This window comes from Pseudomonas sp. A125 (assembly GCF_055409485.1).
In genome coordinates, this window is sequence record NZ_JBUZVP010000001.1 from 199,427 (window position 1) to 220,569 (window position 21,143).

Annotated in this window: 20 protein-coding genes; 10 read left to right on the top strand and 10 right to left on the bottom strand. The window is 61.5% G+C overall.

Annotated elements, in window-relative coordinates:
• Positions 1-51 precede the first annotated feature (51 nt).
• From ACZRN6_RS00955 to ACZRN6_RS00970, 4 genes are all read left to right on the top strand, one after another.
• Positions 52-1,383, top strand: coding sequence for a TRZ/ATZ family hydrolase (locus ACZRN6_RS00955; RefSeq protein WP_464007017.1), 1,332 nt, complete (start codon positions 52-54; stop codon positions 1,381-1,383).
• A gap of 64 nt (positions 1,384-1,447) precedes the next feature.
• Entirely contained in the window at positions 1,448-2,146 is a 699-nt protein-coding gene (gene ubiG, locus ACZRN6_RS00960) for a bifunctional 2-polyprenyl-6-hydroxyphenol methylase/3-demethylubiquinol 3-O-methyltransferase UbiG (RefSeq protein WP_464007018.1), read from the top strand.
• Positions 2,147-2,150: 4 nt separating this feature from the next.
• Entirely contained in the window at positions 2,151-2,822 is a 672-nt protein-coding gene (mupP, locus tag ACZRN6_RS00965) for an N-acetylmuramic acid 6-phosphate phosphatase MupP (protein ID WP_322144024.1), read from the top strand.
• Between the two features lie 189 nt (positions 2,823-3,011).
• The gene (locus ACZRN6_RS00970; RefSeq protein ID WP_322144023.1) at positions 3,012-3,752 is read left to right on the top strand and encodes a YciK family oxidoreductase; all 741 of its coding nucleotides are present in this window, start codon (positions 3,012-3,014) and stop codon (positions 3,750-3,752) included.
• 199 nt (positions 3,753-3,951) lie between these two features.
• Here ACZRN6_RS00970 and ACZRN6_RS00975 read toward each other — a convergent pair whose 3' ends face one another.
• Genes ACZRN6_RS00975 through ACZRN6_RS01000 form a run of 6 tightly spaced genes read right to left on the bottom strand, consistent with a single transcriptional unit; the run spans position 3,952 to position 10,131 of the window.
• Entirely contained in the window at positions 3,952-5,466 is a 1,515-nt protein-coding gene (locus ACZRN6_RS00975) for an ABC transporter substrate-binding protein (protein WP_464007019.1), read from the bottom strand.
• Positions 5,467-5,517: 51 nt separating this feature from the next.
• A complete protein-coding gene (locus ACZRN6_RS00980) occupies positions 5,518-6,489 on the bottom strand; it encodes an ABC transporter ATP-binding protein (protein WP_464007020.1) in 972 nt (323 codons plus the stop codon).
• Entirely contained in the window at positions 6,486-7,442 is a 957-nt protein-coding gene (locus ACZRN6_RS00985; protein ID WP_464007021.1) for an ABC transporter ATP-binding protein, read from the bottom strand. The genes ACZRN6_RS00980 and ACZRN6_RS00985 overlap by 4 nt, the downstream gene beginning before the upstream one ends.
• Positions 7,439-8,296 carry an ABC transporter permease gene (locus ACZRN6_RS00990; RefSeq protein ID WP_322144019.1) on the bottom strand — a complete coding sequence of 286 codons (858 nt, stop codon included), beginning with the start codon at positions 8,294-8,296 and terminating at the stop codon, positions 7,439-7,441. Before ACZRN6_RS00990 ends, ACZRN6_RS00985 begins: the two co-directional genes overlap by 4 nt.
• Positions 8,293-9,240, bottom strand: coding sequence for an ABC transporter permease (locus ACZRN6_RS00995; protein WP_322144018.1), 948 nt, complete (start codon positions 9,238-9,240; stop codon positions 8,293-8,295). The genes ACZRN6_RS00990 and ACZRN6_RS00995 overlap by 4 nt, the downstream gene beginning before the upstream one ends.
• 3 nt (positions 9,241-9,243) lie before the next feature.
• A complete protein-coding gene (locus tag ACZRN6_RS01000; protein ID WP_322144017.1) occupies positions 9,244-10,131 on the bottom strand; it encodes a proline iminopeptidase-family hydrolase in 888 nt (295 codons plus the stop codon).
• A 182-nt stretch (positions 10,132-10,313) separates the two neighbouring features.
• Here ACZRN6_RS01000 and ACZRN6_RS01005 point away from each other — a divergent pair, with 182 nt between their 5' ends.
• Entirely contained in the window at positions 10,314-11,078 is a 765-nt protein-coding gene (locus ACZRN6_RS01005; RefSeq protein ID WP_464007161.1) for a LuxR family transcriptional regulator, read from the top strand.
• 94 nt (positions 11,079-11,172) lie between these two features.
• Complete coding sequence (locus ACZRN6_RS01010; protein WP_322144016.1) at positions 11,173-12,105, top strand: proline iminopeptidase-family hydrolase; 933 nt, start codon at positions 11,173-11,175, stop codon at positions 12,103-12,105.
• 113 nt (positions 12,106-12,218) lie between these two features.
• Here ACZRN6_RS01010 and ACZRN6_RS01015 read toward each other — a convergent pair whose 3' ends face one another.
• Positions 12,219-13,730, bottom strand: coding sequence for a nucleobase:cation symporter-2 family protein (locus ACZRN6_RS01015; RefSeq protein ID WP_322144015.1), 1,512 nt, complete (start codon positions 13,728-13,730; stop codon positions 12,219-12,221).
• Between the two features lie 170 nt (positions 13,731-13,900).
• Here ACZRN6_RS01015 and ACZRN6_RS01020 point away from each other — a divergent pair, with 170 nt between their 5' ends.
• Together ACZRN6_RS01020 and ACZRN6_RS01025 are read left to right on the top strand one after the other, a co-directional pair.
• Entirely contained in the window at positions 13,901-14,851 is a 951-nt protein-coding gene (locus ACZRN6_RS01020; RefSeq protein WP_464007022.1) for a LysR family transcriptional regulator, read from the top strand.
• 144 nt (positions 14,852-14,995) lie between these two features.
• Complete coding sequence (locus tag ACZRN6_RS01025) at positions 14,996-15,829, top strand: nucleoside-binding protein (RefSeq protein ID WP_322144013.1); 834 nt, start codon at positions 14,996-14,998, stop codon at positions 15,827-15,829.
• A 141-nt stretch (positions 15,830-15,970) separates the two neighbouring features.
• On the opposite strand, the gene punC is transcribed toward ACZRN6_RS01025, so the two are convergent.
• The gene (gene punC / locus ACZRN6_RS01030; protein ID WP_322144012.1) at positions 15,971-17,155 is read right to left on the bottom strand and encodes a purine nucleoside transporter PunC; all 1,185 of its coding nucleotides are present in this window, start codon (positions 17,153-17,155) and stop codon (positions 15,971-15,973) included.
• Between the two features lie 122 nt (positions 17,156-17,277).
• Between punC and punR the strand changes: the two genes are divergently transcribed.
• Positions 17,278-18,204: a DNA-binding transcriptional activator PunR gene (punR, locus tag ACZRN6_RS01035; RefSeq protein ID WP_323570967.1), complete on the top strand. Its 927-nt coding sequence runs from the start codon at positions 17,278-17,280 to the stop codon at positions 18,202-18,204.
• 109 nt (positions 18,205-18,313) lie between these two features.
• On the opposite strand, the gene ACZRN6_RS01040 is transcribed toward punR, so the two are convergent.
• The gene (locus ACZRN6_RS01040; RefSeq protein WP_464007023.1) at positions 18,314-19,483 is read right to left on the bottom strand and encodes an acetylornithine/succinylornithine family transaminase; all 1,170 of its coding nucleotides are present in this window, start codon (positions 19,481-19,483) and stop codon (positions 18,314-18,316) included.
• Positions 19,484-19,586: 103 nt separating this feature from the next.
• On the opposite strand from ACZRN6_RS01040, the gene ACZRN6_RS01045 reads away from it, so the two are divergent.
• A complete protein-coding gene (locus tag ACZRN6_RS01045; RefSeq protein WP_322144010.1) occupies positions 19,587-20,492 on the top strand; it encodes a LysR family transcriptional regulator in 906 nt (301 codons plus the stop codon).
• Here ACZRN6_RS01045 and ACZRN6_RS01050 read toward each other — a convergent pair.
• Positions 20,489-21,112, bottom strand: coding sequence for an HAD family hydrolase (locus ACZRN6_RS01050; RefSeq protein WP_464007024.1), 624 nt, complete (start codon positions 21,110-21,112; stop codon positions 20,489-20,491). The two genes, ACZRN6_RS01045 and ACZRN6_RS01050, sit on opposite strands and share 4 nt — an antisense overlap.
• Positions 21,113-21,143: the final 31 nt, after the last annotated feature.

The window sequence follows — 21,143 nt, forward strand, 5'->3', positions numbered from 1 at the left end:
CGCTCGGGTATACTTCGCCGTTCTTTATAGATGCCTGGGAAACTGCCCTCGATGACGCCGACTGCCGCCCCGCTCGACTTATTACTGCTGCCCACCTGGCTGGTACCTGTCGAGCCTGCCGGTGTAGTGCTCAAGGAGCACGGCCTGGGCATTCGTGACGGGCGCATTGCGTTTATCGGCCCACGCGCCGCGGCCTTGAAGCTCGCAGCGAGCGAAGTGCGTGAGCTGCCGGGCATGCTCCTCAGCCCCGGCCTGATCAACGCCCACGGCCACGCGGCCATGACACTGTTTCGCGGCCTGGCCGACGACCTGCCGCTGATGACCTGGCTGGAAAACCACATCTGGCCCGCCGAGGCCAAATGGGTCGACGAGGCCTTCGTGCGCGACGGCACGGACCTGGCGATCGCCGAACAGATAAAGGGCGGCATCACGTGTTTCTCGGACATGTACTTCTTCCCGAAAGTCGCCAGCGAACGCGTGCACAACAGTGGCATGCGTGCACAAATCGCCATCCCGATCCTGGATTTCCCGATTCCTGGTGCCGCTGACGCCGACGAGGCGATTCGCCAGGGCGTCGAGCTGTTCGGCGACCTCAAGCATCACCCGCGGATCAAAATCACCTTCGGCCCCCACGCGCCGTACACCGTGTGCGACGAAAACCTGGAAAAAATCCGGGTGATTACCGAGGAGCTGGACGCCTCGATCCACATGCACGTACATGAAACCGCCTTCGAAGTGCAGCAGTCCGTTGAGCAGCACGGTGAGCGCCCGCTGGCACGGCTTGGCCGCCTCGGCTTGCTGGGGCCGCGCTTCCAGGCCGTTCACATGACCCAAATCAGCGATGACGACCTGGCTTTACTGGTAGAAAGTAATACCAGCGTGATCCACTGCCCGGAATCCAACCTGAAACTGGCCAGCGGCTTCTGCCCGGTAGAGCGCCTGTGGCAAGCCGGCGTCAATGTGGCAGTAGGCACCGACGGCGCCGCCAGTAACAATGACCTCGACCTGCTGGGCGAAACCCGCACCGCCGCGTTGCTGGCCAAGGCCGTCGCTGGCTCGGCCACCGCCCTGGATGCCCATCGCGCATTGCGCATGGCCACCCTCAACGGCGCCCGGGCCATGGGCCTGGAAAGTCAAATCGGCTCGCTGGAAGTCGGCAAGGCTGCCGACCTCGTGGCCTTTGACTTGTCGGGCCTGGCGCAACAACCCATCTACGATCCGGTCTCACAGCTTATATATGCCACCGGACGTGATTGTGTGAAACACCTTTGGGTCGGCGGCAAGCAATTGCTCGACGACCGGCAACTGACCCGCCTGGATGAACAACAGTTGTGCGCCACGGCCATCGCCTGGGGCCAGCGCATCAGCGGACACACCGAATAACGCCCGCCCTGGCAGTGCATGCCAGGACCGGCAAAAACGTTTTATCAGATTTAGAGGATTCCCCATGAGCAACGTCGACCACGCTGAAATCGCCAAATTCGAAGCCCTCGCCCATCGCTGGTGGGACCGCGAAAGCGAGTTCAAACCCCTGCATGACATCAACCCGCTGCGGGTCAACTGGATTGACGAGCGCGTCAACCTGGCCGGCAAGAAGGTACTGGACGTGGGTTGCGGCGGCGGGATTCTCAGCGAATCCATGGCCCAGCGCGGCGCCACCGTGATGGGCATCGACATGGGCGAAGCGCCACTGGCCGTGGCCCAGCTGCACCAGCTGGAGTCGGGCGTGAGCGTCGAATACCGGCAGATCACCGCCGAAGACCTGGCCGAAGAAATGCCCGGCCAGTTCGACGTGGTCACTTGCCTGGAAATGCTCGAGCACGTGCCCGACCCGTCCTCGGTGATCCGCGCCTGCTTTAGCATGGTCAAGCCCGGCGGCCAGGTGTTCTTCTCCACCATCAACCGCAACCCCAAGGCCTACCTGTTCGCGATCATCGGCGCCGAATACATCATGAAGCTGCTGCCGCGCGGCACCCACGACTTCAAGAAATTCATCCGCCCTTCCGAGCTGGGTGCCTGGAGCCGCCAGGCCGGGCTGACCGTCAAGGACATCATCGGTTTGACCTACAACCCGCTGACCAAGCACTACAAGCTGGCCAGCGACGTTGACGTCAACTACATGATCCAGACCCTGCGCGAGGAGTAAGCCTGTGAAGTTGCAAGCGGTTCTTTTCGACATGGACGGTACCCTGCTGGACACCGCGCCAGACTTTATCGCCATCTGCCAGGCCATGCGGGCTGACCGCGGCCTGGCGCCGATAAACGACCAGCACATCCGCGATGAAATCTCCGGCGGCGCCCGGGCAATGGTCGCCGTGACTTTTTCGATGGACCCCGAGTCCCCAGGCTTTGAAGAACTGCGCCAGGAGTTCCTGGAGCGTTACCTCAAGGGTTGTGCGATCCACAGCAAGCTGTTCGACGGCATGGAAGAGCTGCTGGTAGATATCGAGAAGTCCAGGCTGGTGTGGGGCGTGGTCACCAACAAGCCACTGCGCTTTGCCGAACCGATCATGCAGCAACTGGGCCTGGCGCAACGCTCTGCGCTGCTGATCTGCCCGGACCACGTGAAGAACAGCAAGCCGGACCCGGAACCGTTGATCCTGGCGTGCAAGATGCTCGACCTGGACCCGGCCAGCGTGTTGTTCGTAGGTGATGACCTGCGGGACATCGAGTCGGGCCGCGACGCCGGCACCCGCACCGCCGCGGTCACCTACGGCTACATCCACCCGGACGACAACCCGCGTAACTGGGGTGCGGACGTGGTGGTGGATCACCCGCTGGAACTGCGCAAAGTGTTGGATAGCGCGCTGTGCAGCTGCTGATCGGGAATGCTTGAGGCTGATGCAACTTTGTGGCAGGGGAGCTTGCTCCCGTTCGACTGCGCAGCAGTCGCGAAAAACCGGGGCTGCTTCGCAACCCAACGGGAGCAAGCTCCCTCGCCACAGAAGCCTTAGCCAGCCTTAGCCGCAATCAATCACATGGATTTTCTGTGAACTTTGTCGAGGTTGTTTATGTTTGATTACTCCGCACGTCCAGAACTGCTCAAGGGCCGGGTCATCCTGGTCACCGGCGCCGGTCGCGGGATCGGCGCAGCGGCGGCAAAAACCTATGCCGCCCATGGCGCCACCGTGCTGTTGCTGGGCAAGACCGAAGCCAACCTGGCGCAGGTCTATGACGAAATCGAAGCCGCCGGCCAGCCACAGCCCGTGGTGATCCCGTTCAACCTGGAAACCGCCCTGCCCCATCAATACGATGAGTTGGCAGCGATGATCGAAAAGGCATTCGGCCACCTCGACGGCCTGCTGCACAACGCTTCGATCATCGGCCCGCGCACGCCGATCGAACAGTTGTCGGGTGAGAACTTCATGCGGGTGATGCACGTGAACGTCAACGCGATGTTCATGCTGACCAGCACATTGTTACCGCTGCTCAAGCTGTCACAGGATGCGTCGGTGGTGTTCACCTCCAGCAGCGTGGGCCGCAAGGGCCGTGCTTATTGGGGTGCGTACGGGGTGTCGAAGTTTGCTACCGAAGGCCTGATGCAAACCCTGGCGGACGAGCTGGATAACGTCGCACCGGTGCGCGCCAACAGCATCAACCCGGGCGCTACCCGCACCAGCATGCGGGCCCAGGCGTATCCAGGCGAGAACCCCGCCGATAACCCGACACCGGAAGAAATCATGCCGGTGTACCTGTACCTGATGGGCCCTGACAGTACCGGTATCAACGGGCAGGCATTTGACGCGCAATAACAAACACTGGCTTTCGTGGTGAGCGGGCTTGCCCCGCGCTGGGATGCGAAGCAGCCCCAATAAAGACACCGCATGCTTTCAGACAGAATGAGGTGACCGGCTTCAGGGCTGCTTCGCAGCCCAGCGCGGGGCAAGCCCGCTCACCACAAAAGGGCTGGCCACACATTAAAGGGCTGGCCCCACATTGGGTTTACAACGCTTAGTTTTTCACCACGTCCTCAAGCGTGAAGCGCCCCAACGGGTTTTGCAGGAAGTTGCTGACGTTCTTGCGTGAGATGTTGATGTACGGGCTGTAGTACAGGTCGATCCAGTTCACATCCTGTTTCGCCATTTTCTGCAGGTCGACGTACATCTGCTCACGCTTGACAGGGTCGGCCTCGATCCGCGCGGCCGCCACCAGGTCCTTGACCTTGTCGTTCTTGTAACGGGTCATGTAGTTCTGGTTGGTGTCGTGGCCCAAGACGAAGGTGGTCTTCTGATCCGGGTCGAGGATGTCGTTGGTCCAGTACATCACCGAAATATCGTAGTCGCCGTCCACCAGCATCTGCCAGCTTTGAGTCGGGTCGACCTTTTGCAGGTTGGCCGTGACGCCGACCTTGGCCAACTGGTCCTTGATCATCACCGCAATCTGCTCGTCGGCTTCGTTGCCGGCGTTGACCACGTAGTTGAGTTTCAAGTCCTGGGCACCGGCAGCGGCCAACAGTTTCTTGGCTTCGGTGGGGTCATACGGACGCTGCAGGTTGTTGGCGTAGTGGTACAGCGAGCCTTTTGGAATGTAGGAATAAGCCACAGTGCCTTGGCCGAAGGTGGCGGTTTTCACCAGCGATTGTTTATCGATGGCCATGTCCAGCGCCTGGCGCACTTGCGGCTTGGCCAGCAGGCCGTGAGCGTGGTTGATCAACAGGTGATCTTCACGGGTCGACGGGTCGGAGTGCACCACCACGTTCTTGTCTTTTTTCAGCTCTTCAACCCGGGAGAACGGCACGAAGATCGCCGTGTCCAGTTCGTTGTTCTGCACCATGCGCATGCGCGTATTGTCGTCGGTCACCGACACCCACTCCACGCCATCCAGGCTCACCTTGCCGGCCTGCCAGAAGTTCGGGTTCTTCTTCAAAATCACCCGGTCCCCTTTGCGCCACTCGTCCACGGTAAACGCGCCGGAGGTCACCGGGTTTTCCGAGTAGGCATCCTCGCCCATTTTGGTCATGGCCTTTTCCGACAGGATCGATACGGTCGGCGAGGCGAGTTGCGAGAGGAAGGCCACCGCTGGAGTTTTCAGCGTCACCACCAGGGTTTGCGGGTCGCTGGCCTTGGCGGTGTTGATCAGGCTGAACGGGTCGCTCCACAGCGAGGCCTTGTTGTCGCGGATGCGCAACAGGCTGAACGCGGCGTCGTCTGCGGTGATCGGCGAGCCATCCGAGAACTTCGCGGCACGCAGTTTGAAGGTGTACGTCAGGCCGTCCTTGGAAATGTCCCAGCTTTCTGCCAGCCCCGGCTCCATCCTGGTGCCCAGGTTATCCACGCGCACCAGGGTGTCGTAGACGTTGGCGAACACCCAGGTATCGCGGTTCTGCGCGCTTTTGATCGGGTCAAAGGTGGTGCTGTCTTCGCGGCAGCCGATGGTGAGTACACCAGCAGCCTGGGCGATACCCGCGGTCAGCGACCACGCGGTGAGTGTGGCGGCGGCGAGCAACTTCAAGTGACGGGATTGCATGTCATAACTCCTTGTCTATAACGGCGGTTGTTCATGATCGGCAGGAAGGGTTCAAAGCAAAGGTTCTTCAAGCACGCAACTGTACCGATGCGTTTGCACAAACTGAGTCGGCGGCAATGCTTCGGCACACACGGCGCGTGCATACCGGCAACGCGGGTGAAACGCGCAACCTTTGGGCAATTTCAGCGGGCTCGGCGGCTCGCCCGGCAACGGTTCGCTGGGCAGCGGGCGGTACGGGTCAATCTCCGGGATCGCCTGGATCAACGCTGCCGTATACGGGTGGCGCGGGGCCATGAAGACCGCTTCCACCGGGCCTTCCTCGACGATTTTCCCCAGGTACATCACCGCCACTCGGTCGCACAGGCGACGGACGATGGCCAGGTCGTGGGCGATAAACAGGATCGCCAGGTTCATGCGCTGTTGCAGTTCCAGCAGCAGGTTGATGATTTGGCCCTGGATCGACACGTCCAAGGCGGCTACGCATTCATCGGCGATGATCAGCCGGGGCTCAACCGCCAGCGCCCGGGCGATGCCGACGCGCTGGCACTGGCCACCGCTGAGGGAGCCGGGCTTGCGGCTGGCGAGTTCGGGGCGCAGGCCTACCAGGTCGAGTAACTCGTCGACCCGGCGCGGGATATGTTCTGACGGCACCTTGCGCTGCACCCGCAGGACTTCGGCAATCGTTTCGCCGACGGTAAGGCGCGGGTTCAGGGCGGCGTAGGGATCCTGGAAGATCATTGCCGTCTCGTGCCGCAAACGCGCGATGTCGACCGGCCCGGCGTGGGCCATGTCGATGCCGTCGAACACCACCTGCCCGGCGCTGATCGGGTTGAGGTGCAGGATCGCCCGCCCCAGCGTGCTTTTGCCGCTGCCGGACTCACCCACCAAACCGAGGGTTTCACCGGCAGCCAGGGTCAACGACACGCCGTTGACCGCCCTCACCCACTGTTTATTCAGGCCGAACAGGCCGCTGCCGGCGGCGGCGAAACGCACCTCAAGGTCATTCACCTGTAGCAACGTCATGGGCGAACTCCCAAGGGATAGTGGCAGGCAACCCGTGCGCCTTCCGGCAACAGTTCGGTGCACAAGGGGCCGACCTGCGGGCAACGCGGGTTGAACCGGCAGCCTTTGGGCAATGCATCGAGCAACGGCGGTTGCCCGACGATGGTGCGCAACAAGGCGTGGCCGCTGCTGGTGGCGGGCTGGCACTCGATGAGGCCGGCGGTGTACGGGTGTTGCGGATGCGCCAGCAGCTCGTATTTGCTGCCGTGCTCGCACAGGCGGCCGGCGTACATCACGGCAATGGAGTCACAGGTTTGCGCCACCACGCCCAGGTCGTGGGTGATCATGATGATCGACAGGCCGCGCTGGTCCCGCAGGTCCAGCAACAGGCGCAGGATCTGGGCCTGCACGGTGACGTCGAGGGCGGTGGTCGGCTCGTCGGCGATCAGCACGTGGGGGTTGCAACCCAGGGCCACAGCGATCATCGCCCTCTGGCGCATGCCGCCGGAAAACTCATGGGGATAATTGTCGACACGCGCTGTGGGATCGGGAATGCCAACCTGGCGCAACACCTCGATGGCTTGCCGGCGCGCCTCCTTTTTCGACGCGCCCTGGTGCAGGCGGATGCCTTCGGCGATCTGATCGCCAATGCGCATCAGCGGGTCGAGGTGGCTGCTGGGATTCTGGAAAATCATCCCGAGTTGCCCGCCGCGCACCGCGCGCATGCCGGCATCATCCAGCTCCAGAAGCTCCTGGCCCGCCAAGCGTACCGAGCCACCCTGCACCCGCAAGCTCGGGGACGGCAGCAACCGCATCAGCCCGCGACAGGCCATGGTCTTGCCCGAACCGCTTTCACCTACCAGGCCGAGGATTTCACCTTCGGCCAGGTCGAAAGACACCCGGTCCACCAACGTCACGTCGCGCCCGGTGTTATTGGCGATCACGCTCAGGTCTCGCACCTGTAACAGGCTCATGAGCGATCCCCCAACACGTGCGCCACACCATCGGCCAGCAGGCTGAAGCCCATGGCCAGGGTCACGATGGCCAGGCCCGGGAAGGTGCAAATCCACCAGGCCGTGGTGATAAATGCCTGGCCTTCGGCGACCATGGTGCCCCACTCGGCGGTCGGCGGCTGTACACCCAGGCCGAGGTAGCTGACCGCCGCGCCGTTGAGCAGCACCAGCACCGCGTCAGACATCGAGAACACAATCGAGCCGAACATCGCGTTGGGCAACAAATGCCGGAACAGAATGCGCCCATGGCCAAAACCCAGGCTTTTGGCGGCCAGGGCGAAGTCGCTTTCCTTGAGTACCAGGATTTGCGAACGAATCAGCCGCGCGTAAGACACCCAGCCCACCAGCGCCATGGCGATATAGAAGCTCTTCAAGCCCGGGCCGAGGATGGCCATGATCGCCAGCATCAGCACCAGGAACGGAAACGCGAGAATCACGTCGATGACCCGCATGCAGAAGCTGTCGAAACGCCCGCCGATATAACCGGACACCGCGCCGACAAAGGTGCCGATCAGGAATGGAAAGATCACCCCGACCACCGCCAGTTGCAGGTCGATGCGGGCGCCCCAGATCACCCTCGAAAGAATGTCGCGGCCGTAGTTATCCGTGCCAAATGGATGGGCCAGGCTGGGGCCCAATAAACTGATGTCGGTGTTTTGCGCAATCGGATCAAAGGGTGCGACCCAGGGGGCGAACAGCGCCAGCGCCAGCCATATCAGCAGAATCAACAGGCCCCAGGCCGCAGTCAGTCGGCCGTTGCGAAATCCAAAGCGCAGGCGCAAGCGCCACGGGGCAATCAATGGGCGCGTGCTCATTGCATCTTCACTCGTGGGTCCAGCGCTACCGTCACCACGTCGGCGAAAAAGTTGACCAGCACGGTTGCGCAGGCCAGCACCATCGCCACGCCCTGCACCACCATGTAGTCGCGGGTGAAGATGCCGCGCACCAGCAACTGGCCGATGCCGGGAATCGCGAACAGGCTTTCGATCACCACTGTGCCGCTGATCAGCCAGCCAATGTTCACCGCCAACAGGTTGACCGCCGGCACCAGGGAATTGGGCAGCACGTGGCGACGAAATACAGCGGCCTCCGACAAACCCCGCGCCCGGGCAGCGGTCACGTGGTCGGCCTGCAATTCCATCAACATGCTCGCCCGCAGGTTGCGCACCAGCACCGCCGATAACGCGAGGGCGATGGTCAGGCACGGCAGGAGCATGTGGTGCGCCTTGTCCAGCCAGGTGCGCCCATAACCGGAGACCGGGAACAGGCCCCATTGCACGCTGAACAACAGGATCAGCATCAAGCCCAGCCAGAACGCCGGCATGCCCAGGCCGACGGTGGTGAACAGACGGACCAGGTTATCCGCCCAGCCGCCTTTATTACGTGCGGCCACGGTGGCCAGCGGCACCGCGATCAATAGCGCCAGCAGCACACTGCCCAGCACCAGGAACAGGGTCGGCTCGATGCGGGTGACGATCAGCTTCAATGCGTCGACCTTGTACAGCAGCGACTGGCCAAGATCGCCCTTGAGCAGGTTTTTCAGGAAGTAGAAATATTGCAACCACAGTGGTTGGTCGAGGCCGTACTGGGCGCGGATCTTCAGCAACGCATCCGGGGTGCTGCGCGAACCCAGCAGGGCCCGCGCCGGGTCGCCGGGAATCGAGCGCACCAGCACAAAGGTGATCAGGCTGATGCCAAACAGCACCGGCAGCAATTGCAGCGGCCGGGACAGCACGAAACGGTAACGCGCCAGGTTCATCCGTCAGCCTCGGTGACGAGCAAGGAAGTCCAGCAGCACCGGGAAGTAAGCCTGCGGCTCCTCGTAAAACGGCATATGGCTGCTGTTGGGGAACACGTGCAGCTCGGCATGCCTGGCTGCGCTTTTCATGCGCATGGCGCAGGCCGGGGTGAGTTCGTCATGCTGGCCGGTGGTGATCAGTATCGGCATCTTGAACTCGGCCATCTCGGGGATGCGGTTCCAGTCCTTGAGGTTGCCGATGTAGAGGAATTCGTTGGGGCCCTGCATGGTTTCGTAAGGCCCCATGTTCCAGTCGCCGAGGGAGCGCTGGACCGGCGCCGGCCACTCGTCCAGGCGGCAGACATGACGGTAGTTGAGCAAGGTGATGGCGGCCTGGTACTGCGGGTGGTCGAGGGTGCCCATGGCTTCGTGGCGTTGCATCATCGCCACGGTTTCGCTGCCCAGGGCGCCGCGCAGGCGCTCCAGCTCCAGGGACAGGTGCGGAATGTCGCCGACGGTGTTTTCCAGGATCAGACTTTTCAGCGCGTCGGGGTAGTGAATGGCGTATTCAATGCCCAGCCATCCACCCCAGGAATGCCCCAGCAGGTGCACGCGGCCAAGGCCAAGGGCCTGGCGCACGGTTTCGACTTCTTCGACATATCGGCTGATTTCCCACAGCGAAACATCGGTCGGCCTGGCTGATGCGCCGGTGCCAAGCTGGTCGAATGCAACCACTCGCAAGCCGTTTTCCTTGAGCCAGCCATGAGCATCGCGCAAGTAGTCGCAAGGCAGCCCTGGGCCGCCATTGAGGCACAGCAGCACCTCATCGCCTTCGCCAAAGCTGTAGGCCACGAGGTTGTGGCCGTCGACTTGCACGTTGTACTGCTGGTCGGGGGCAATTTCACGCCACATGCATACATTCCTTGTTGTGTGTCGGCCCTGTGGAGAGTGGCCGTTTAGAGGCCAACACTACCGAGGATGCCGCGCGTCCATAACCTGGTAATTCTTATAGGTTTGGTCTGGCAGTCCTTCGCCGGGGCGTGGCATTCTACTTGCAGCAAGACGAGATTCAAATGAATTCGGGAGCAGAACGGATGCTGGCCAGGCTAACTGCATTTAATGACCGTCTCATCCCCGGCAGGAGCCTGGATGAACAGATGGACAACACCCTCGTATTGGCCCAGCACCTGGGTTTCGATGCGTTGGTCTACGATTACACCCCCGTTCCCATTGACCATAATGGTGCACTGATCACCCCGTCTGTGCTGCAACTGCGCAATACGCCGCCCGACTGGTACAACTTGTGGTGCAGCGCCGGGTTTTATCAGATTGACCCGGTGCAACACCTGGCACTGTCTACGGTTTCTCCGTTTGTGTGGTCCTACGAGGCCAAGGCCGACACCGCACTGCAAAAGATCATCGACCCCTGCCACGCCCCCGTTTCGAGCTACCTGCACGACCGGCAGATGACCTGCGGCGTCAGCGTGCCGATCCACTTGCCCCGGGGCGGCTTCGCTTCACTGACCGGCTTGCGTACCGGCAAGGCCAGCACGGTATTACAGGATGCCCGCCATACCTTGTCGGAATTCAGCCTGATCACCCATGCCTTGCAGGAAGCTGCCTACCCGCTATTCAGTAAGGAACTGCGCTCCTACCCGCATATCCGCCTGACCAAACGTGAGCGCGAATGCCTCAAATGGGCCGCCGACGGTCTGACCGCCGCCGAAATTGCCACGCAATTGAGCCGTTCCCTGGCCGTCGTCACCCTGCACCTGGCGTCAGCCATGCACAAGCTGGGGGCCAAAAACCGGGTTCAAGCGGTGGTACGCGCCACCCACTACCGGCTACTGGAAGACTGATCCGAAGGAAAAACCTAGCTGTTTTGCTAGTTACTTAAACGTTGCGTGCCGGCTATCGTGTACCTGATCACTTTTTCTCAGGGCAGGGCACGAAATGGAATTCATCGAAACAATCCGCGAAGGCTATGCGGCCTTTCGCGACTACCAAACCTGGTATCGGGTAACCGGCGACCTGCACAGTGGCCTCACGCCGCTGGTCATCCTGCATGGCGGCCCGGGTTGTACCCATGATTATGTCGACGCCTACAAGGACGTTGCGGCCAGTGGCCACGCGGTCATTCACTACGACCAACTGGGCAACGGCCGCTCCACGCACCTGCCAGACAAAGACCCGTCGTTCTGGACCGTAGGCTTGTTTTTGGAAGAACTGGACAACCTGCTGGACCACCTGCAAATCAGCAACAACTACGCCATCCTGGGGCAATCCTGGGGCGGCATGCTTGGCAGCGAGCACGCGATCCTGCAACCTGAGGGCTTGCGTGCGTTTATCCCGGCCAACTCGCCAACCTGCATGCGTACCTGGGTCAGCGAAGCCAACCGCCTGCGCAAATTATTGCCTGAAGGCGTGCACGAAACCCTGCTCAAGCACGAACAGGCCGGCACCTATCAAGACCCTGAATACCTGGTCGCTTCGCGGATTTTCTATGACCAGCACGTGTGCCGGGTCAATCCGTGGCCGGAAGAAGTCGCCCGCACATTTGCCCAGGTGGATGCAGACCCCACGGTGTATCACGCCATGAGCGGCCCGACCGAATTCCATGTGATTGGCAGTTTGAAAGACTGGAACGTGATTGGCCGGCTGTCGAAGGTCAATGTACCAACCCTGGTGATTTCCGGTCGGCATGACGAGGCCACCCCGTTGGTGGTCAAGCCGTTCCTGGATGAAATTGCCGATGTGCGCTGGGCGCTGTTCGAAGACTCCAGCCACATGCCCCATGTTGAAGAGCGGCAGGCGTGCATGGGCACGGTGGTGCAGTTTTTGGATGAGGCTTGTTCCGTGCCCCACAAAGCACTCAAGACTGGCTAACCAGCCGTAGCAGCTGTCGAGCCTTGGCGAGGCTGCGTAGCGGTGTGTCAGATACACCGCCGACGCAGCCTCGCCAAGGCTCGACAGCTGCTACGCAAAGATCGTCTGCTCCTTCAGACCTCGCTGGTCTGCGCCCTGCCCGGCACCGCCGCTTTCTTCGGCACATCAGCCAGCAATGGAATCTCCTTGCCCTCGGCATCAAACAACTTGCCGCCGCTGAAGTAATCCCCATCCCGCAACGCCGCTACATCCTGGAAGCACAAGCTGCGCTCGGTCCCGGCGACAAACACCGACTGCTGGTCCGAGTTGCCGGTGGTGAAGTGGTTGAACGCCAGGTTCAGCAGGATGGCCATGATCGCCGACGAACTGATGCCCGAATGGAAAATGGTCGCGAACCAGCTTGGGAAGTGGTCATAGAAACTCGGTGCCGCAATCGGGATCATGCCAAACCCGATGGAAGTGGCGACGATGATCAGGTTCATGTTGTTGCGGTAATCGACCTTGGACAAGGTACGGATACCACTGGCAGCCACAGTGCCGAACAGCACGATCCCGGCACCGCCCAACACTGAAGTCGGCACCGCCGCAATCACCCGGCCCATGAACGGCAGCAGGCCGAGGATCACCAGGAATACCCCGCCGGTGGCGACCACATAGCGACTCTTGACCCCGGTTACCGCCACCAGACCGACGTTCTGGGCGAAGGCACTCTGGGTGAACGAGCCAAAAATTGGCGCAAACATGCTCGACAGCATGTCGGCGCGCAGGCCATTGCCGAGGCGTTTGGAGTCGACCTTGGTGTCGATGATTTCACCCACCGCGAGAATATCCGCCGAGGTTTCCACCAGCGTTACCATCACCACGATGCACATGGAAATGATCGCTGCCAGGTGGAAGGTGGGCATGCCGAAATGGAATGGCGCAGGGAAGCCGAACATCGGGCCCTGGGTCACGCTGGAGAAATCAGCCATGCCAAGGAACACCGCGATCACCGTACCGATCACCATCGCCAGCAAAATCGACAGCCGCGAGATAGTCGCACTGCCGATCTTGCTCAACAGCAACACCAGCGCCAGGGTCAGCGCCGCCAGGCCGATGTTCGGCATGCTGCCGAAATCCGCGGCGCGGCTGTTGCCGCCCATGGCCCAGCGGGCGGCGACCGGCATCAAGGTCAGCCCGATGGTGGTGATCACGATGCCGGTGACCAGCGGCGGGAAGAATTTGGTTATTCGAGAGAACACCGGGGTGATCAACAAGCCGATCAGGGAGGCGGCCATCACCGCACCGAGAATCGCCGGAATACCGCCCGCGCCGTCGCTGCCAACAATCGCCACCATCGTCGCCACCCCGGCAAAGGACACCCCTTGCACCAGCGGTAACTGGCAGCCGAAGAACGGCAAGCCCAGGGTTTGCAACAGCGTGGCCAGGCCACCGGCAAACAGCGAGGCGGCGATCAGCAGGCCAATATCGGCCGGCGACAACCCGGCCGCCTGGCCGACGATCAACGGCACAGCCACGATGCCGCCGTACATAGTCAGTACATGCTGCAGGCCGTAAGCCATGTTGGCCGCGACGCCGAGATTCTCATCTTCTGGCCGCTGCGGTGACGCCTTCGGGATAGTCATGGTGGGGTTCTCTGTTTTTGTTGTGCACTCACTGTATGCAATAGAAAGATTGGATGTCCATAGAGTTGTATACAATCACTTTCACAAAACAACCATGAACGCCGTTACAAAAATCCATTCAGCCGCCGTGCCCCGTGGCTTAGAGCGCTGCGCACAAGGACTTGAAAAAAATGCTCAATCGCAAGCTGCGCATTCACGCTCCGGCGATTTACTACTTCGACATGGTTCGCCGCTGCCATTCGATCCGCGAAGCTGCGCGCCGCCTGAACGTGGCCTCTTCAGCGGTGAACCGGCAGCTTCTCAAGCTGGAAGATGAAGTCGGCGCGGCACTGTTCGAGCGCTTGCCCGGCGGGTTGCGCCTGACTGCGGCCGGGGAAATCCTGACCCGCCATGTGAGCTTCCTGTTGCAGGATGTGGAGCGCGTGCGCGGCGAACTGGATGGCTTGAACGGCGTGCAGACCGGCCATGTGGAAATCGCCACGGTGGAAGGTGCCACCGTGGAACTGCTGCCCGCCGCCCTCAAGCGCATGCGTGAGCGCTATCCGAAGGTGACGATTGGCGTCACGGTGCAGGGTTCGCAGTCGATTCCTGGTGCTGTGGTGAATGGCCAGGCTGACCTGGGGCTGGCCTTTGCCTTACCGCGCAGCAGCGAAACCATCCAGGTGTGTGTCGGCCATTTCCGCCTGGGCGCGCTGATGGCGCCGGGGCATCCATTGGCCGGCGAGGCCAGTGTGAGTTACGCGCGTTGTTGCGAACACGGGGTGATCCAGGCCAAGAGTGAATTGTCGGTTCATCACCTGATTGCGCCGCTGCACAAGCGGTCCGCGGCGGCGAACAAGCCACTGCTGCACAGCAACTCCATGGAACTGGCCCGGCAATTGGCGCGCCAGCAACTGGGCATCGCGTTCCAGACGCGTATCGGCGTTGAAGCGGATTTAGCCCGCGGCGAACTGCTGCATATCCCGCTCAGCGACCAGGGCGGGATCTTCAGCGACCTCGGCTTGTACGCCCGCAAAGACCGCGACTTGCCGATGGCGGTGCAAGCCATGGCCCATTTGCTCAGTGAAGAAATCAGCCTGCGCGAACATCAGGAAACACCCTGGACACCGCGTATTTCCTGACTCACGGGCCAGCTTCAGTGCTGCCGTTTCGGCATCGCCCCAGGCGAGATTCTGTTCTTTGGAACCCACAACGGATGTGCGGATACTGCGCCCGGCGACCCTTGCACGGTTGCCATGAGCCAAAACGCCAAAGGAATTAAAACAATGAAAAAGGCACTGCACGGCGCAACCGTTTTACTCACACTGTTCGGCGGCGGGGAGGCTGTCGCGCTGGAATGGATGAACAACAGCGTAGGATTTCGCTACGGGCAACAGTTCACCAATCCGAACAACCCGGACGACTTCAGCAAGCGCATCTACAGCTTCACCCACGCCAGCGGTTACCAGTACGGCAGCAATTACCTGAACCTCGATGTGTTCCTGTCCGACAGCCGCGACCCGCGCAAGGGCACCGACCACGGTGGCAGCGAAGTGTATGCCGTGTACCGGCATCAGCTGTACGCCTCACGGGTGTTCGATGTGCCGCTGGGCACCGGCGTGATCAAGGATTACGCCCTCACCTTCGGCTTTGACGCCAACCGCAACAACAACCTGGCGTCGGCGAAAAAGCGTGCGCTGGTGATTGGCCCGACCTTGAAGTTCAACACCGTGGGCGTACTGGACCTGAGCTTGATGTACTACAAGGAACGCAACCATTCAGGCATCCCTGGTGCGAAAGAACCCGACCACACCTTCGACGATACTTACATGGTCAACCTGACCTGGATGCGGCCTTTCGAGATCGGCAGCCATGGGGCCAAGTTCCAGGGGTTTATCAACCACGTCGGGGAAAAGGGCGAGGACTTCCATGGCCGCGATACCGCGCCGGAAACCCTGATGCGCACCGCGCTGATGGTGGCGGTGCGCCCAGGCAAGAGCGTCAAGCCTAACCTGTATCTGGGCGTGGGCTACGAGTACTGGCATAACAAGTTCGGCGTGGACGGCGGCCGGGGCAGCCGCACCTCCACGCCGACGGTGAACATGGAAGTGACGTTCTAGTCCCCCATGCTTGCTCAAGGAAGCCGATCAACTGTGGGAGCTGGCTTGCCTGCGATAGCGGTGGGTCAGCCAATAATGATGTCGGATATGCCGCCCTCATCGCAGGCAAGCCAGCTCCTACACTTTGACGGCATTATCAGATCAAGCAGGTGCAAGTTCCGAGTCACTCCCCTTCGGCCGCGCCAGCCAGTAGCCCAACACGGCCAATGGCGCGGTCGCCAGCATCACGATCGCAGTGATCAGCAGCGGCTGGTCGATCATCGACGACACGACCAAGCTCGCGAGAAAGCACAGGCCCAATTGCAAGGTGTTCTGCAACGCCGCAGCCTTGCCGGAATTTTCCGCAAATGGCATCAGTGCATTCGCCACCACGATCGGGTAGCTGGCGCCGTTGACCAGCGCCATCAGGCAGAATGGAATCAGCAAGGTGGTGAGCGTCGGCACGGTCATGGTCGCAACCAGATACAGCGCCACCATGCTGATGCAATACGCCAGCAGCAGCCATGGCAACAAGGTCTTGCCCTGAAACCGCTGCAACGCGCTGCGGCAACTGTAGCCACCGATCAGGAACGACAAAGTTGGCAGTACGTAGCTCAAGCCAATGTCGTTGGGGCTGTAGCCCATGCCGCCGAGGATGAACGGCGAAGCGGTGAGCCAGGCGAAGAAACTGGCCGAGCACGCGGCAAAGATCATCACGTTGCCGGTGAACACCCGCGACTTAAGCAATTGCCCATAGCCGAGACGGGAAGGTTCTGCATCGGTTGTCAGGCGTTTCGGCAGCGGTTTGAGAAACAATGTCGGCAACAGTAGCAACAGCGCCACCACCAATAACACGCCGAAAATTGCCTGCCAGCCCCAGTGATTCAACATCAACGCCCCCAGCAGTGGCGCGAGGGCCGGTGACAGCGACATCAGCGGCATGATTCCGGCAAAAACCCGATGCGCCTTGTCTGCCGGGTAGCGGTCAATTACCAGCGCCTGCCAGCTGACGGCGGCGGAACACACGCCAATCGCCTGCACAAAACGCAAGGCCAGCAGCTGCGGTGCGGTCTCGACCCAGAACATACCCAGGCAACCGAGTACAAACAAAGAGAGGCCGGTGAGCAGGATCGGCTTGCGCCCCAGCCGGTCGGAAAGCGGCCCCCACAACAACTGCCCCACGGCGAAGCCGGCGAGGAAAATGCTCAGGCTCGCGCCCACCGCGCCGGGAGAAATCTGCAATTGCTCGCCCATGGCGCCAAACGCCGGCAAGTACATATCCATGGCCAGATAGCCGAGCATGCTCAACCCCGCCAGGTACCACGTGAATCCAAAAGAATTTTTCATTGAAGCCTTGTATAACCTGCCATCAAACTATTTGCTGACTGGCGCCTATTATGAAGCTGAGTGCTTCCCTGTGAAGCGATAATAATTGGAGTCTCTTATCAATTTTTTTGAAGGCAACGCCCATGTGGTCTGAATATTCCCTCGATGTCGTGGATGCGGTGGCCCGCCACGGCAGCTTCAGCGCCGCCGCCCAGGAACTGCACCGCGTGCCATCGGCCATCAGCTACACCGTGCGCCAAATCGAGGAGTGGTTGGCGGTACCGCTGTTTGTCCGACGTCACCGAGACGTGGAGCTGACACCCGCCGGTAAATTGTTCGTCGACGAAACCCGCAGCGTCATGAAAAAAATGCTTGGCACTCGCCGGCTGTGCCAGCAGGTGGCCAATGGTTGGAGCGGCCAGTTGAAAGTCGCGGTGGATTCCATCGTTAAACAGCAGCGCTGCCGGCAACTGGTGCTGGATTTTTACCGGCAGTTCCCGGAGGTGGAATTGCTGCTCGATTACGAGGTGTACAACGGTGTGTGGGATGCCCTGGCCGACGAGCGGACCGACATCGTGATCGGCGCCACCAGCGCGGTGCCGGTGGCCAGTCAATTTACCTTTCGCGACATGGGCCTGTTGAACTGGTTGTGCGTGGTCAGCAGCCGCCACCCGCTGGCAGCGGTAGAGGGCCTGCTCAACGATGATCAACTAAGGCCCTTTGCCTCCCTGTGCATGACCGACACCTCGCGCAACCTGCCCAAGCGCGACACATGGACCCTGGATAACCAGCGCCGGTTGGTGGTGCCGCACTGGGCTTCGGCGATTGATTGCCTGCGCGATGGCCTGTGCGTCGGCATGGCACCGGCGCACCTGGTGCAGCCGTGGATCGAGCGCGGCGAGTTGAGCGCCCTGCAACTGTCCCGGCCCTTCCCCGCCAGCCCATCGTGCGTGGCCTGGGCGCAAAATAAACTGTCGCCCGCCATGGCCTGGCTGCTCGACTATCTGGGGGATACCGAGACCCTGAACCAGGAATGGCTGAACGGCCCCGTAGCCGCTGTCGAGCTTTAGCGAGGCTGCGTCGCCAGCGCCACCGTCATCGAGTCTGGCCCGAGACCGAGGTGCGGCCGACGCAGCCTCGCTGGCGCTCGACAGCTGCTACTACGGGGGATGGGGAGATCTAGTCCAGTAGGCGGCACAGCGCCCGCACGATCATCTCCACTTCCTTGGCATCGAGGGTCAGCGGCGGCAGCAGGCGAATGATCTTGCCCCGCGTGACGTTGATCAGCAGGCCATGCTCGTGGGCCGCACGCTGGGCCAGGTCGCGGTGAGGCGTCGCCAGCTCGATTCCGATCATCAGCCCCTGCCCACGAATCGCCAGCACCTGTGGATGCTCGCTCAACTCCACCCGCAGGCGCGCCAGCAAGCGCTCGCCCTGTTGCGCCGCGTTGTCCAGCAAGCCTTGTTCTTCAATGATCTCCAACACCGTACAGCCCACGCGACAGGCCAGCGGGTTGCCGCCAAAAGTGCTGCCGTGGCTGCCGGGAGTAAACAGTTGCGCAACGGCAGTTCGGGCCAGGCACGCGCCGATCGGCACCCCATTGCCCAGGCCTTTGGCCAGCGTCATCACGTCGGGCACGATGCCCTCATGCTGAAAGGCAAACCAGCGACCCGTGCGGCCGATCCCGGTCTGGATTTCATCGAGCATCAACAGCCAGCCTTGCCGGGTGCAGTGCTCGCGCAAGGCCTTCAGATACCCCGGCGGCGCGACTTGCACGCCGCTTTCGCCCTGGATCGGTTCCAGCAGCACCGCGACAACGCGCGGGCCGAATTCCTGGGTCACCGCCTCCAGCGCAGCCATGTCACCGAAGCCGACCTTGATAAAATCCCCGGGTAACTTTTGAAACCCCAGCCGCACCGACGGCCCGTCGCTGGCCGACAGGGTGCCCAGGGTGCGCCCATGAAAGGCATTTTCCATCACCACCACCAGCGGCTGTTCGATGCCCTTTTTCCAGCCATGCAGCCGGGCCAGCTTAAGTGCCGTCTCGTTGGCCTCGGCCCCGGAGTTGTTGAAAAACGCCTGGTCCAGGCCGGAAAGCTGGGCCAGGCGCTGGGCCAGACGTTGCTGCCAGTCGATGCTGTAGAGGTTTGAGGTGTGCAGCAGCAAACCGGCCTGTTCGCTGATCGCCGCCACCAGCCGTGGGTGGGAGTGACCGACGTTGGTCACCGCCACGCCCGCCACGGCGTCCAGGTATTCGCGGCCCTGCTGGTCCCACAGGCGCGTGCCAAGGCCACGGGTAAAGCTCAGGGGCGAGGGTTGATAAGTGGTCATCAGGCAGGCGGCGGTCATGGCGTCAGGCTCCAGTGCATCGTTGTGATGGCACCAGTATCGTTAGCCACCCGAGCTGGATAAACTGCACAACACTGCGATCACTTTAAATCAGGGCTTTACAATGGATCTGTTCCAGGCGATGACGGTGTACGTGAAAGTGGTGGAAGCCGGCAGCATGACGGCCGCGGCTCAGTCGTGCGGCATGTCTACCACCATGGTCGGCAATCACCTGCGCGCACTGGAGCAGCGGCTGGGAGTCAGCCTGCTCAAGCGCACTACGCGCAAGCAAAGCCTGACCGAGTTTGGCGGGATTTATTACCAGCGCTGCCTGGAAGTGCTGGGGCTGGTGGCCGACTCCGAGCAGATGGCCGAGCAAGCCAACAGCGACGTGCCCAAGGGCCTGCTGCGGATCACCGCACCACCGGCCTTTGGCACCGAGCGCCTGGCTCCGGCACTCAGCGAGTTTTCCCAGCGCTATCCACAGATCAAACTGTACGTGGTACTGAGCAACCAGCGGATGGACATGGTCGACAGCGGCTTCGACGTGGCCATCCGCCTGGGCGAACTGGACGCTCCCAGCCTGATTGCCCGGCCCATGCAGGATTACACCATCACCCTCTGCGCGTCCCCCAGTTACCTGGCGCGCCGGGGCACGCCTCAATTGCCCGACGATCTGCAGCAGCATGACTGCCTGGCATTCGCTTACCCCGCAACCGACGATTGGCGCAATGCCGACAAACTCTGGCGAATGCGCGGCGCAGAGGGCGAGGTGGAAATTCCGGTTGCCGGCTCATTGACCATCAACAGCTCGCAGGCCTTGCGCCAGGCTGCCCTGGAAGGCATGGGTATCGTGATGCTGCCGGATGCACTGGTAGAGCCCGACCTGCGGGCCGGGAAACTGGTGGCACTGCTGACGGACTACCAACTGCCCAGCCGGCCTATGCACTTGCTGTACGCCCAAGACCGCTATCGCCTGCCCAAGCTGCGGGCGTTCGTGGATTTCGTCATGCAGAACTGGGCGCGCTAGAGGCTTACCCCCAGTGCTTGCAGACGTTCGCGGGTATGTGCCGCCGAGACGTGGTGGACCCCCTGCCAACCCAGGGCAATGGCCGCCTCGACATTGCTGGCCACGTCATCAATAAACACCACTTCGCCCGGCTGAATATCCGGCAGATGGGCGCGCACCTGCGCCAGGCTGGCGTGGTAGATCGCCGCATCAGGCTTGATCAGTTTGATTTCGCCGGATACCACGATGTCGCGAAAATACTGCAGGAACGGGTAATTGGCCCGAGCATACGGAAAGGTTTCGGCAGACCAGTTGGTGAGGCCGAACAGCGGCATCTTCGCTTCATGCAGGGCTTCGAGGATCGCCACGCCCTCGGGCAACGCGCCCCGCAGCATCTCGTGCCAGCGGTCGTAGTACGCCTGGATCAAGGGCTCGTGCTGCGGGTGTTCGGCAATTAGCGTGCGGGTCGCCTCGGCCAGGCTGCGCCCGGCGTCCTGCTCGGTGTTCCAGGCCTGGGTGCAGACCGTGTCCAGGAACTGCTGGCGTTCATGGTCGTCGGCAATCAACTGGCGGTACAGATGGTGCGGGTTCCAGTCGAACAGGACACCGCCGAAATCAAAGACTACTGCGCGAATCGTCATAAGGACATCTCCGTTTCAAACACCTGCAGAT

Excerpts from the sequence above, each read along its gene's own strand:
- ACZRN6_RS00955 (WP_464007017.1), top strand. The coding sequence starts at position 52 with ATGACGCCGACTGCCGCCCCGCTCGACTTATTACTGCTGCCCACCTGG.
- ubiG (WP_464007018.1), top strand. The coding sequence starts at position 1,448 with ATGAGCAACGTCGACCACGCTGAAATCGCCAAATTCGAAGCCCTCGCC.
- ACZRN6_RS00970 (WP_322144023.1), top strand. The coding sequence starts at position 3,012 with ATGTTTGATTACTCCGCACGTCCAGAACTGCTCAAGGGCCGGGTCATC.
- ACZRN6_RS00975 (WP_464007019.1), bottom strand. The coding sequence starts at position 5,466 with ATGCAATCCCGTCACTTGAAGTTGCTCGCCGCCGCCACACTCACCGCG.
- ACZRN6_RS00980 (WP_464007020.1), bottom strand. The coding sequence starts at position 6,489 with ATGACGTTGCTACAGGTGAATGACCTTGAGGTGCGTTTCGCCGCCGCC.
- ACZRN6_RS00985 (WP_464007021.1), bottom strand. The coding sequence starts at position 7,442 with ATGAGCCTGTTACAGGTGCGAGACCTGAGCGTGATCGCCAATAACACC.
- ACZRN6_RS00990 (WP_322144019.1), bottom strand. The coding sequence starts at position 8,296 with ATGAGCACGCGCCCATTGATTGCCCCGTGGCGCTTGCGCCTGCGCTTT.
- ACZRN6_RS00995 (WP_322144018.1), bottom strand. The coding sequence starts at position 9,240 with ATGAACCTGGCGCGTTACCGTTTCGTGCTGTCCCGGCCGCTGCAATTG.
- ACZRN6_RS01000 (WP_322144017.1), bottom strand. The coding sequence starts at position 10,131 with ATGTGGCGTGAAATTGCCCCCGACCAGCAGTACAACGTGCAAGTCGAC.
- ACZRN6_RS01005 (WP_464007161.1), top strand. The coding sequence starts at position 10,314 with ATGCTGGCCAGGCTAACTGCATTTAATGACCGTCTCATCCCCGGCAGG.
- ACZRN6_RS01010 (WP_322144016.1), top strand. The coding sequence starts at position 11,173 with ATGGAATTCATCGAAACAATCCGCGAAGGCTATGCGGCCTTTCGCGAC.
- ACZRN6_RS01015 (WP_322144015.1), bottom strand. The coding sequence starts at position 13,730 with ATGACTATCCCGAAGGCGTCACCGCAGCGGCCAGAAGATGAGAATCTC.
- ACZRN6_RS01020 (WP_464007022.1), top strand. The coding sequence starts at position 13,901 with ATGCTCAATCGCAAGCTGCGCATTCACGCTCCGGCGATTTACTACTTC.
- ACZRN6_RS01025 (WP_322144013.1), top strand. The coding sequence starts at position 14,996 with ATGAAAAAGGCACTGCACGGCGCAACCGTTTTACTCACACTGTTCGGC.
- punC (WP_322144012.1), bottom strand. The coding sequence starts at position 17,155 with ATGAAAAATTCTTTTGGATTCACGTGGTACCTGGCGGGGTTGAGCATG.
- punR (WP_323570967.1), top strand. The coding sequence starts at position 17,278 with ATGTGGTCTGAATATTCCCTCGATGTCGTGGATGCGGTGGCCCGCCAC.
- ACZRN6_RS01040 (WP_464007023.1), bottom strand. The coding sequence starts at position 19,483 with ATGACCGCCGCCTGCCTGATGACCACTTATCAACCCTCGCCCCTGAGC.
- ACZRN6_RS01045 (WP_322144010.1), top strand. The coding sequence starts at position 19,587 with ATGGATCTGTTCCAGGCGATGACGGTGTACGTGAAAGTGGTGGAAGCC.
- ACZRN6_RS01050 (WP_464007024.1), bottom strand. The coding sequence starts at position 21,112 with ATGACGATTCGCGCAGTAGTCTTTGATTTCGGCGGTGTCCTGTTCGAC.